Source organism: Chitinophagaceae bacterium, assembly GCA_016699815.1.
In the GTDB taxonomy this organism is placed as follows: Bacteria; Bacteroidota; Bacteroidia; order Chitinophagales; family Chitinophagaceae; genus Ferruginibacter.
In genome coordinates, this window is the sequence record CP065012.1 from 2378368 (window position 1) to 2390000 (window position 11633).

9 protein-coding genes and 1 pseudogene (1 of these 10 running past the window's edge) are annotated in these 11633 nt (G+C 38.2%); 4 read left to right on the top strand and 6 right to left on the bottom strand.

Annotation, left to right across the window (positions count from 1 at the left end):
* Positions 1–115: 115 nt before the first annotated feature.
* Together IPO46_10675 and ssb are read left to right on the top strand one after the other, a co-directional pair.
* Positions 116–874 carry a LexA family transcriptional regulator gene (locus IPO46_10675; protein ID QQS62552.1) on the top strand — a complete coding sequence of 253 codons (759 nt, stop codon included), beginning with the start codon at positions 116–118 and terminating at the stop codon, positions 872–874.
* Positions 875–1008: 134 nt separating this feature from the next.
* Complete coding sequence (ssb, locus tag IPO46_10680; GenBank protein QQS62553.1) at positions 1009–1446, top strand: single-stranded DNA-binding protein; 438 nt, start codon at positions 1009–1011, stop codon at positions 1444–1446.
* A gap of 236 nt (positions 1447–1682) precedes the next feature.
* Here ssb and dapB read toward each other — a convergent pair whose 3' ends face one another.
* The 5 genes and pseudogenes from dapB to IPO46_10705 all read right to left on the bottom strand — a co-directional run bounded on the left by dapB (position 1683) and on the right by IPO46_10705 (position 6495).
* Positions 1683–2402, bottom strand: a complete 720-nt coding sequence (gene dapB, locus IPO46_10685; protein QQS62554.1) for a 4-hydroxy-tetrahydrodipicolinate reductase — start codon at positions 2400–2402, stop codon at positions 1683–1685.
* A gap of 477 nt (positions 2403–2879) precedes the next feature.
* Positions 2880–3951: pseudogene (locus IPO46_10690) on the bottom strand (IS3 family transposase).
* A 180-nt stretch (positions 3952–4131) separates the two neighbouring features.
* On the bottom strand, positions 4132–4746 hold the full coding sequence (locus tag IPO46_10695) for a hypothetical protein (protein QQS62555.1): 615 nt from the start codon (positions 4744–4746) through the stop codon (positions 4132–4134).
* Positions 4746–5660, bottom strand: coding sequence for a ParB/RepB/Spo0J family partition protein (locus tag IPO46_10700; GenBank protein QQS62556.1), 915 nt, complete (start codon positions 5658–5660; stop codon positions 4746–4748). Before IPO46_10700 ends, IPO46_10695 begins: the two co-directional genes overlap by 1 nt.
* A gap of 34 nt (positions 5661–5694) precedes the next feature.
* Positions 5695–6495: a ParA family protein gene (locus IPO46_10705; protein QQS62557.1), complete on the bottom strand. Its 801-nt coding sequence runs from the start codon at positions 6493–6495 to the stop codon at positions 5695–5697.
* A 379-nt stretch (positions 6496–6874) separates the two neighbouring features.
* Here IPO46_10705 and IPO46_10710 point away from each other — a divergent pair, with 379 nt between their 5' ends.
* Positions 6875–8125: a metallophosphoesterase gene (locus IPO46_10710; GenBank protein QQS62558.1), complete on the top strand. Its 1251-nt coding sequence runs from the start codon at positions 6875–6877 to the stop codon at positions 8123–8125.
* 33 nt (positions 8126–8158) lie between these two features.
* On the opposite strand, the gene IPO46_10715 is transcribed toward IPO46_10710, so the two are convergent.
* Positions 8159–10597 carry a M1 family metallopeptidase gene (locus IPO46_10715; GenBank protein ID QQS62559.1) on the bottom strand — a complete coding sequence of 813 codons (2439 nt, stop codon included), beginning with the start codon at positions 10595–10597 and terminating at the stop codon, positions 8159–8161.
* A gap of 134 nt (positions 10598–10731) precedes the next feature.
* On the opposite strand from IPO46_10715, the gene IPO46_10720 reads away from it, so the two are divergent.
* Positions 10732–11633: the 5' portion of a hypothetical protein gene (locus IPO46_10720; protein QQS62560.1), read on the top strand. 286 nt of this gene lie beyond the right edge of the window; only the first 902 of its 1188 coding nucleotides appear in the window; its start codon is at positions 10732–10734; its stop codon lies beyond the right edge, outside the window.

Here is an 11633-nt window from a genome sequence, read left to right on the forward strand (position 1 = left end):
CGGAGCAAAGAGTGGAAACTAAGGCTCCCGCCACGGCGGGAGTTTTTTATTAAAAAAAATAAATTTTGTAAAGCTAAAATAATTAGTATATTTGTGCTAATCAAATTAGTTTGGTATGTCAAAAGCCGGTTTAAACCTCAAATACCTCCGTAAATTACGGGGATGGACGCAGGAAGAATTTGCTGCAAAATTGAATATTAAACGTTCCCTTGTTGGCGCTTATGAAGAAGAAAGGGCCGACCCACGCCTTGATGTGCTGGAAATTGTAGCCGATATTTTTAAGCTCAGCCTGGATGAACTCCTGCTTAAAGATTTAAGCGAAGCGCCATCAGGCAACGCATACCTGCAAAAACGCAGGCACCAAAAAATGATGAGTGCCGAAAGAAACCTCATCCACTTTGTACCGGTAAAAGCAGTCGCAGGTTACCTTACCGGCTATGCTGATAGTGAATTTATTGATGAACTCAATACCTTTACGCTACCCATGCTCACTGGCGGCAATTACCGGGCCTTTGAAATAATTGGCGATAGTATGATGCCCACACCAAGCGGAAGCATTATTGTAGGCGAAAAATTGAATACTCTGGATGATGTAAAAAATAATTTTGCTTATATAGTAGTAAGCAAAAACGAAGGCATAGTGTATAAACGATTGGTTAAAAACAACCGGGCAAAAAATAAAATTACCCTTGTGAGCGATAATCCAGGCTTTCAGCCCTACCAGGTAAATACCGAAGATATTATTGAACTCTGGCATGCACAAGCCGTTATTAGTAAGGTTACGCAGCAACTTATGTGGGATGTAAACAGCCTCGCCAACATTGTAAACACGTTGCAGGACCAGGTAAGCACCCTTAAAAAGAAAATGAATTAGTTTAAGAAATAGCCATTTTTAAGTATGATTAAAATGTGCATATATTCAGCAGATCATAAATGATAAATGGCATTGGCCATACATAACTTTGATAAACTTAGATACATCGATTATAAACATTAAAAACACAAGTTATGATTAAACTACAGGTTATTGGAAACCTTGGCGCAGATTGCATTCAAAAAGAAATTAACGGCAAAACAGTTATTAATTTTAACGTAGCGCACAGCGAACGATTTAAAGATGCACAAGGCAATCTTAAGGAGCGCACTATTTGGGTAAACTGCGCTTACTGGACCGACCGTACCGCAATTGCCCAATACCTTACCAAAGGTAAAACCGTATATGCCGAAGGAACCCCCGAAGCAGATGCCTATACCAATAAAGAAGGGCAGGCTGCAGCAACTTTGCGTATGCGTGTACATTCTATCCAGCTATTGGGTGGTAATAACGAAACGCAGGGTTCAACTGCCGGAAACGTTACTTACACCGGTGCTGCACCGGCGCCTGCAGTGCGTAGCGAAGCGGCGGAAGCCGTTGAAACCCCCGCAAGCGACGATTTGCCATTTTAATAGTTATTTTTAAATTGATTAAGCCGCACCTTCAGGGCGGCTTTTTTATTTGAGTTAGTTCTTAGGTATTGTTATTTATAAAATTTCTCCATTTGCATAAGGCGCTTTGTATATTGGAAAAAATATTTTAACGAGTGCTAAAAAATAAAAATGCTAAAAAAAGAAAATCAATTTTTATTTAATGCTCATTTATTGCTCATTGCCCATAAAATATTTCATGCTGTTAGAAACAGCTGTTACAAAATTTGCAGCACATCCTGCATTGAAAAAATGCCTTTTTTTTCATAAATAAATTCTGCGGCAAGCACTGCGCCTAAGGCAAATCCGGTACGGTTGTGAGCAGTATGTATGATTTCAATATCATCAATTGCAGAGCTGTATTTTACATGGTGAGTACCCGGCGCAGGGTCAATGCGCTGGCTGATGATGGGTACAGTAGAACTATCTTCTGAACTTTCGTTTAGCCATTTAGTTTTAGCAGGGTTGTTTTGAATAATTTGCTCGGCAAGCGTAATGGCCGTACCGCTTGGCGCATCCTTTTTGGCGGTATGATGTATTTCTTCCAAAGTAATATTGTATTGGCCCTGGCTTGCCATTAAGGCTGCCAACTTTTTGTTGAGTTCAAAAAAAATATTTACCCCAATGCTAAAATTACTGGCGTATAAAAATGTGCCTTTATTTTGTCGGCAATATTCTTCTACATTTTTTTTTTCACTAAGCCAGCCGGTGGTGCCACTCACAACCGGTATACCCGCATCTATACAGGTTTTAATATGATGCACTGCGCTTTGAGGCATCGTAAATTCTATGGCCGCATTGCAGTTTTGTAAATTTTCATTACTTAAATCTGCCGGGTTATGCGTATCAATTACAAGAGTTATTTTATGGCCTCTTTCCAGGGCAATTTGTTCTATAGCCCTGCCCATTTTGCCATATCCTATTAAACATAGTTGCATAAAGGTTTAAAGGTATTAATATTTTTTTCAACGGTAAACGCCAAATGGAATTTAGAGAGGGTTGCATTTCTTTAAAATCATGTAGTATAAGCCAGCTTACAGTGCCCATTACCTGCCGAAATATTATTTTAAACAGCAGGAAAAAGGTGGTAAAATGTTAAATTTTTAAATAAGTTGTATTTTACAACCCTGCTCTCCATTGTTGTTTAAAAATTTACAGCAAACTTAGTGCTACGAAATTTCATAGTTAAAATTTGCAGGTTTAAGCAGTGCATAATGCTTAAATAAGTTGCATCAAATAAGTAAAATTGTACTGTAAGCGTCCCCTTTTTTCGGTCAATCCAAAATTAGAGTTTTCTGTTCAGCTTTTTGTTTTTTTAATACTTTATCCACTAACCGGCTCTCTTCAATTTGAAAAGGATTTCCGTTCGCCGTTTGTGGATAAAGCTTTTGTGCATATTTTGAACATTGGCACCATTTTTCAGCAAACATCAGAGGCGATTGATATTGTAAGGATTTGTGCGGCCTCTCTGTGTTGTAATCCTGCCTCCATTTCTCACAATGTTCCCTTACTTCTCTCATTGTTGTAAATATATATGCGTTTAATAATTCACGGCGTATGCTCCCGTTTTTCTTTCAATAAAAGCATTCTGCATTGGGCGACCTGGTTGTATAAACTGAAGTGTAATGTGTCGCTTACTGCACCATTCTTCTAATTTATGACTGATAAATTCAGGACCGTTATCCATCCTGATATTGGCAGGGCAACCCCGCTCTTGTACCAATCGCTCCAGCACCCTTATTACTCTTAGAGTAGGCAATGAAGTGTCAGTTTCTATTGCCAGAGATTCCCTGTTAAAATCTTCCAATACATTAAACAGGCGTATTTTTCGGCCATCCTGTAAACTATCATTCATAAAGTCTATGCTCCACATTTGGTTAAAACTTGTGGGTAGTGTTAAGGGTTGCTTTATCCTTTCCGGTAAACGTTTTTTGGGCTTGCGCCTGATGTTTAAATTCATTTTCCTATATACACGCCTCACTCGCTTATGATTCCAACCATAGCCACGGTTGCGCAGTCGATAAAAGCTTTGCCAAAAGCCAATAACCGGATGCTTCTTCACAAGTCCTTCAAGGGCATCCTCTATCTGAGAATCATCTTTTGTTTTAGCTGTATATTGAAAACTGCTCCGTGGTAGCTTCACGATTTTGCAAGCCTTGCTAACACTACAATGTGCTTCTTCTATTAGTTGAAACACAGCTTCTCTTTTGTCAGCAGGCGTTATAACTTTTTTTCGATAAAACCTTTCATTGCCCGGTTCTCGAAAGTGAGCTCCGCTACTATTTTTTTGTACTGCGATAACTCCGCTTCCATTTCTTTTATGCGCTTTACATCACTGGTTTCCATGCCGCCATATTTGGCTTTCCAGTTGTAAAAGGTAGCATCGCTAATACCCAACTCACGGCAAACATCCTTGGCAGGTATGCCGCTTTCCTGTTTCTTAATTGAAGCCACTATCTGGCTTTCGGTAAATCTTGTTCTTTTCATAATTGACAATTTTAAAATTAAAGATTATTCTCTAATTTCAAACTGCCGAAGATTGGGGACGCTTACAAGATGATTTCTGCTTACTGATAGGCAACTTTATAAACGGAGATATTGCTGAAAAAAAATATGAAATTAATGTAACCGATATAAATTTTAGTAACGCCAAATTTGAGGTAATAGCTACCTCCCCAACTTTAATACAAGGCTTATGCCATTGGTACCGGCCATTGGGCTGTAGCCAGGCTTTATTTGCAGGCTAAGGTCGTCGCTTACATCAAAGGTTTTGAGGTGTGCATCTACGGCGGCATCGGCCACATTTACGCCCCAAAATACAATAAAAAACAACACACAATAATCTGCATTTTGCCTTACGGCATTTCTAAAAGCCAAAATTCTTTCGGGCTGGCTGCGTACGGTGTAATAAGGTTGCTTTATTTGGTTGTCGTTGGATGGGTCGTTGTCAGTAGCAAGTATATAAGCTTGCCTGGAGTCTTTGTATTGATTTACATTTCTAAAAAAAAGGTAAGTGGTGGTACCCAGTGCTCCATAAACCAGTGGTATTTTCCAGTATTTTTTATTAGTAGCCTGACCCCAGCCGGGTATTATTGCAGAGCGTACTATGGCAATTTTAGGATTGTATTTTTTTGCTTTTGCAGTATCGGCAATTGAAATTTTTTGCTGTGCAGCTATTTTTTGCGAAGAATCTAAAACTAATTCTTTGGGATCCTGCTGTGCCTGGCAATACTTACCTGCAAGTGCTAAAAAAATAAAAGTAAAAAATATTTTTTGTGGCATCAGCTCACCTTAACGTTCAGTTTATCTAATAAAGCATTAAGCTCATCAATAGAAAAATAGTCAAAACTTATGCTGCCTGCACCTTTTGCCGTATGCGTAAGTTTTACTTTTGTACTGAATTGCGAAGCTAAATTATCTTCTATTTTTTTAAATGCAGGCGGCAACGAAGGTTTTACCGCCTTTTTAACAGTTTTGTCCGATGTATAAATTTTTCTTACCAACTCTTCTGTTTGCCTTACGCTTAGTGCTCTGTTTTTAATTTCGGTAAAAATAAAAAGTTGTTTGTCTATGGCATCTACATTTATCAATGCCTTGGCGTGGCCCATGGTTATTGTGCCGTTCCTTACCGCTACCTGTATATCGGGGGGCAATTTAAGCAGGCGGATATAATTGGTAACCGTACTCCTTTCTTTACCCATTCTTTCGGCCACTTTTTCCTGGGTATAATCCAGGTCTTCCATCATGCGTTTGTAACTTAGGGCAATTTCTATGGCATTTAGGTTTTCTCTTTGCAGGTTTTCCAAAAGCGCCAGTTCCAGCAACTGGTTATTGCTGGCTTCCCGTATATAAACAGGCACATCTTTTAAGCCGGCAATTTTTGCAGCACGGTACCTTCTTTCGCCTGCAATAATTTTATACTTGCCATTGGGCAGTGTAGTTACCGTAAGTGGCTGAATAATATTGTGTATTTTAATGGAGGAAGCCAGTTCACTCAAAGCCGTATCATCAAAGTCTTTTCGGGGTTGGTTTTGGTTGGGTTCTATTTTTTCCAGTGGCACACGCTGGCCGTGGGCTGCTTTTTCAATTACATCGCTATTTAAACTACCTGCCGTATTCTTTAAATCGGTATCAATATTTTGAAGCAGGCTTCTTATGCCTTTTCCCAAATCGTTCTTTTTATTTTGTTGTGTCATCTTTTCAAAATCAGTTTCCCTTATGGTATATTAATTATTGTAAAACTTTGTCTTCCTGTTTAATTTTTGTAAGGTTGTTTTTTTGCAGTATCTCCTTGGCAAGGTTTAAATAATTTATAGAGCCTTTGCTGTCGCTATCGTATAAAATTACAGGCTTGCCTACGCTAGGCGCTTCGCTTAGCTTGGTATTGCGGTGTATAATGCTGCTAAAAACCATATCCTCAAAATGGCGTCTCACTTCGCTTACTACCTGGTTGCAAAGGCGTAGCCTGCCATCGTACATGGTCATTAATATGCCTTCAATTTCCAGCCCGGTGTTTAATCGGTTTTGTACAATTTTAACAGTGTTGAGCAATTTGCCCAATCCTTCCAATGCAAAAAATTCTGTTTGTACCGGCACTACAACACTATCGGCAGCCACAAGGGCATTTACGGTAATTAAGCCAAGCGATGGAGAGCAGTCAATTACTACAAAATCATAATCATCTTTTACCGGTTCAAGTATTTGTTTCAATACCATTTCCCTGCTGGGGTGGTTTATCATTTCTATTTCTGCGCCTACAAGGTCAATATGTGATGGTATTAAATCCAGGTACGCAATATCAGTTTTGAGGATTACATTTTTTGCTTCGGCCTCGTTTACCATGCAATCATATAAGCTCTTGGTAATATTGTGCAAATCAAATCCCACGCCGGTGGTACTGTTTGCCTGTGGATCGGCATCTACCAGCAAGGTTTTAAATTCTAATATGGCAAAACTTGCCGCCAGGTTTATTGCTGTGGTGGTTTTACCCACCCCGCCTTTTTGATTGGCTATCCCTATTATTCTTGCCATTCGTTATTTAAACTTAATTTATTTTTGTAAATGTTATTTACTAAAGCTGCATATTTTTCAGCTTACTTTATCCTTTATCTTTTTAAAAATAAGGTACAATGCCTAAGCGGCAAAATTAGCTATTCGGGAGCAGATTAAAGCATAGCCCCAATACATTTTGTACAGGTTAAATTCACAAAAATCAGGCTTGGGCCAAAGGTTTACAAAAAAACTCCAAAGAAAAGAAAATGTATTTATTTGTAAATTGCTACAGGTTTTATGCTTGCTTCATCAAAAGTTAAGCGCACAATTTTAAAAAAAATATTTCCCTAATTGAGCAAAAATGCAAAATTTAAAAGCCTTATTTTGTTCTTTGAATCATTAAATTTTTAAAATCGCTATGCGTTCTCCTTCCGGCCTTGCCATCATTATTACTCTAATGCTTTTGGTGGATTTTTATATTTTCCAGGGCTTAAAAACCGTAAGTAACCCGGTTTCTGCAAAAGCCAAAATTATCATTTATGCCATTTTTTGGGCTTTTTCTTTGCTTTCAATTATTGGGTTAATTGTATTTGTAAATACCGATGCCCAGTTTATGGGTAAAAAAACACGAACCTATTTATTTGCCGTAATCATGGGTTTGTTTTTGGCAAAACTTTGTGCAGTTGTTTTTCTGGTAATAGATGATTTACGAAGGGGTATACAATGGCTGGCTTCACGAATATTTTTCAAGGATACGGAGGCTGCCGATTTTGTTGGGGATAAAATAAGCCGCTCTGCTTTTTTAAGCTGGATGGGCTTTGCAGCCGGTGGCACTTTGTTTTCGAGTATGGTTTATGGCTTTTCCAATAAATATAAATACCAGGTAAAAAAAATTAAACTTCAGTTCAGCAACCTGCCCATAAATTTTAAGGGTTTTAAAATTGTACAGATCAGTGATATACACAGCGGCAGCTTTACCAATAAAAATGCAGTTGCACATGCTGTGGATTTAGTTTTAAGCCAGCAGGCAGATATCATCCTTTTTACCGGAGATTTAATTAACGACCGTGCCGATGAAATGCAGGAATATATAGATGTTTTCAGCAGGCTAAAAGCTCCAATGGGCGTGTATTCCACCTTGGGCAACCACGACTATGGCGACTATGTTCAATGGCCAATAAATGGTATTTCAAAAAGCCAAAACCTGGAGAACCTTAAAAAAGTACATGCACAATTGGGCTGGAGGCTGTTGATGAACGAACATGTTTCTTTGGATAAAAATGGCCAGCAGATTGCTTTGCTTGGTATCGAAAACTGGAGCAATAAAGCCCGTTTCCCCAAGCATGGCCGCATGGATTTGGCTTATGCCAATACAGAAAAATACCCTTTTAAAATTTTAATGAGCCACGATCCCAGCCATTGGGATGCAGAAGTAATACCACAATACGGCGATATAGATTTAATGCTGAGCGGCCATACACACGGTATGCAATTTGGCGTGGAAATTCCTGGCTTTAAATGGAGCCCTGTGCAATATATTTATAAGCAATGGGCCGGATTGTATGAAAATAAAAACCAAAAGCTCTATGTAAACCGTGGTTTTGGTTTTATAGGTTACCCGGGCAGGGTAGGCATTTTGCCCGAAATAACCGTTATTGAACTGGCATAAAAAAAGGCCATTTTGCAGGCCTTTTTCTTTAAGTTACTTAAACACCGTTTTTATATAATCTTCTGCATCTTTTCCTTTTGCCTTTACAATTTTATCAAAGGCAGATTTAAACAACGGGGTAATCCTGTCCTTATAAGCTTCGGGAATTGCATTAAAAAATACCACGATGTCATCAATACCTTTTTTTACAAGACTTAAATTGTTGAGTTTTGAAAGGTAATCTGCGTATTTTGAAGTGGTATTGAGCTTATCGAAGCTAAAGCCCATTTTATTATAGCTGCCGGCAACAACCTCAAAATCATCTTCTTTGCCCTGGCTGTACAGCAGGCTGTTAACGGCATCCCTTAAAGCGCCATGCATATCCCCACTTAATTTTTTTGCAAGGGCATAGGCATTATCCGGCTCTATAACGGCAAGTGCAGCCAATCCTGCACCGGCAACAGAATATGAAGAGTCATTTACTGCCTGTTCAAATATTACCTTATTAGATGCGTCGCCATTTTTAGAAAGGAATTTAATAGCAGCAGCCCTTGTTTTTTTGTTGAAGTCGGTTTTGGCTATGCGTTCCATTTCTTCCAGTACCACTTTATCGGTTTTATAGGGTGTACCCGATAATTTTTGTATAGTATAAGTTCTTATGCCTGCATATTTATCATATAAACCTTTTGCAATTTCGGGCATATTCTTTTTGGCAAAAAAATCAAGCGCTTCTTTCCTGTCCAAATAATTTTTTGCATACATCCACTGAGCTTTATATTCGTTTTCCGATTTATTATCTACTTTTTCTGCAAGCAATATTTTATCGCCGTCAACATTTATCAAATCAGGTTTTACAGTATAGGGAAAAGAAAAACTATCTACCAGGTTCTTTACCCACACATTGTGACGTACTTTGCTTGGCCCGTTATACACATCAATTGCAATAGGAAGTATAAATGCATTGCCCTCTTTTTGAACCTGCGATATTTTAACTGTTGCAACGCCAGGCTTGCTATAATCGTAATCTATTTTCAATTTAGGTTGGCCGCTGCCATAATACCATTGGTTAAAAAACCAGTTGAGGTCTTTACCCGTTACTTCTTCAAAAGCAAGGCGCAATTGTTGTGCTTCGCCGGTTTTATATTTATTGGTAGATAAATAATTATTAAGGGATTTAAAGAAAGCATCATCTCCTACATAATTTCTCAGCATGTGCAAAATTCTTCCACCTTTGTTATAGCTTACGGCATCAAATACATCTTCTTTATTGCTGTAATAAAACCTTACCAGGTCTTTGTGGTTACTGCCGCTCATTAGGTAGCCGCTCATATCTTCAAAATTATGTTCATCAGCAAAGTCTTTACCATATTTATATTCATCCCATAAGTACTCGCTGTAGTTGGCAAAACTTTCATTTACCGTTATATTGCTCCAGCTTTCAGTAGTAACAAGGTCGCCAAACCATTGGTGAAATAATTCATGGGCAATGGTTTCTTCCCAATGGTTGCCATCCAGTAATTGCCTGTTATTTTGATAAGCGCTTTCCTGGTGAAGAGTTGCAGTAGTGTTTTCCATGGCGCCGCTTACATAATCCCTGCCTACAATTTGTGCATATTTTGGCCAGGGAAAATCTACGCCAAGTTTGTCCGAAAAAAATGCAATCATTTCTGGGGTATTGCCAAAAACGCCCTTTGCATAAGGTGCTTGCGTTGGCTCCACGTAATAGCTCACTTCTTTTCCTTTGTAGGGTTTATCTTTTATTACGCTGTATTCTCCTACACCCATAAAAAATAAATAGGGCGCATGTGGCAGGTCCATTTTCCAGTAATCGGTACGAGTGCCGTCTGTATTTTTCTTTTCGCTTATTTTAAGCCCGTTGCTCAGTGTGGTATATTTAGCCGGAACGGTCATATAAATTTCTTCAGTGGTTTTTTGGTTGGGTTTATCTATAGTAACCATCCATACACTGTTGGCTTCTGTTTCACCTTGTGTCCAAATTTGGGTGGGTTTGCTTTTGTCTTCTCCAGTAGGGTTAATAAAATAAAGGCCTTTGGCATCAGTAATTGCCATGCTTCCCTTGGTTTTATAATCATTGGGTTTGCTGATGTAGTCAAAATACAATGTGTATTTTTCGCCACCGGTATAGGATTTATCCAGTTTTATATTCAACTGCTGGCCATCATATTTATATTGTAATAGTTTTTTTTGTGAGCCGGCAACAAGGGCAACTTCTTTTATTTCCATTCCCTTTGCATCCAGTAAAACCGTATCTGTAGCATAAAAATGAGGTTGAAGCGTCAGCCATTCTTTACCATACATCCAGGCTTTATCAAAGTCAAATTTAACTTCCAGCTTTGTATGAACAAGGTCATTTAATTTTTGATGGGTTTCCCGGTATATTTTCTTCCATGATGTGTCTTCAGGTTCAGAAAATTGGGCAAAACTAATGGTTACCGAAAGTGCAAGTGTAAGTAATAATAAAATTCTTTTCATTTTTTTTCGAGTTAAAGCACCAAAGCTAACGGGTCATTTGCAAACAGTTAGTTATTTTTTTATAAAAGGCGTTTTTTAAGGATATTCTGTTTCTTAATGAGTTAATTTAGGGCTATTCTTTAGCTTTGTATTAAATGAAAAAATTTTTTCTTTGGTTAATAATGATAGGCAATGCCTCCCTGGCCCTGGCCCAGCAACAGTATTTTGCCTACTTTCAAACCGATAACCACCAGCCTTTTTTTGTGAAATTAAATTCGAAACTTTTGAGTTCATCCTCATCGGGTTACCTTATTATTCCTAAGCTGCAAAATGGCGCATATATAATCCATCTGGGTTTCCCAAAAAATGAAAAGGCCGAACAAACTTTTAATTTTACTGTAAATGGCAGAGACCTGGGATATTTAATTAAAGATTTTGGCGAAAAAGGATGGGGATTGTTTAACTTTCAAACCATGGAGGTTTTAATGGCTTCTTTACCCTCTCCATCTCAAAAAAACTTAAAAGATACCAGTACCGATGCTTTTTCCAATATTTTAGCCAATGTGGTCAATACTCCATCTATTAAAGAAAAAACGGTAGAAGCGGCTGAGCAAAAAGTACAATTACCTGCGGTAAAAGTTAATACAGACAGTAATAATGTAGCAACTGCTAAAAACAATGGCATGTATTTACATAAAAAATCCGATTCTGCCAATCAACCAACCCCTGTCAACAACAAGGTTGTACAATATAATACAATTATAGAAACCGAGGGAAGAACATTTATATATATAGTAACGGAAAACGGGCAAAGCGATACAGTAAGGGTTTTTCTTCCGGTATCTAAAATTAAAACAATAGCAAAACCCCTGGCAGAGGAAGGATTAAAAAAGGAAAATTCAGAAATTAAAAGTAAAAATCAAAAGCCTTCAGAAAAATTTCTGCAAATTGAGTTGCCCAATCCAAATGTTGGTAACGCATCAGGTCAGCCGGATTCAAGCCAAAAGCAAGCAAATAATGCAGGTGAAGGCAAACTAAAATTTAATTCCGATTGCAA

Excerpts from the sequence above, each read along its gene's own strand:
- IPO46_10675 (QQS62552.1), top strand. The coding sequence starts at position 116 with ATGTCAAAAGCCGGTTTAAACCTCAAATACCTCCGTAAATTACGGGGA.
- ssb (QQS62553.1), top strand. The coding sequence starts at position 1,009 with ATGATTAAACTACAGGTTATTGGAAACCTTGGCGCAGATTGCATTCAA.
- dapB (QQS62554.1), bottom strand. The coding sequence starts at position 2,402 with ATGCAACTATGTTTAATAGGATATGGCAAAATGGGCAGGGCTATAGAA.
- IPO46_10695 (QQS62555.1), bottom strand. The coding sequence starts at position 4,746 with ATGCCACAAAAAATATTTTTTACTTTTATTTTTTTAGCACTTGCAGGT.
- IPO46_10700 (QQS62556.1), bottom strand. The coding sequence starts at position 5,660 with ATGACACAACAAAATAAAAAGAACGATTTGGGAAAAGGCATAAGAAGC.
- IPO46_10705 (QQS62557.1), bottom strand. The coding sequence starts at position 6,495 with ATGGCAAGAATAATAGGGATAGCCAATCAAAAAGGCGGGGTGGGTAAA.
- IPO46_10710 (QQS62558.1), top strand. The coding sequence starts at position 6,875 with ATGCGTTCTCCTTCCGGCCTTGCCATCATTATTACTCTAATGCTTTTG.
- IPO46_10715 (QQS62559.1), bottom strand. The coding sequence starts at position 10,597 with ATGAAAAGAATTTTATTATTACTTACACTTGCACTTTCGGTAACCATT.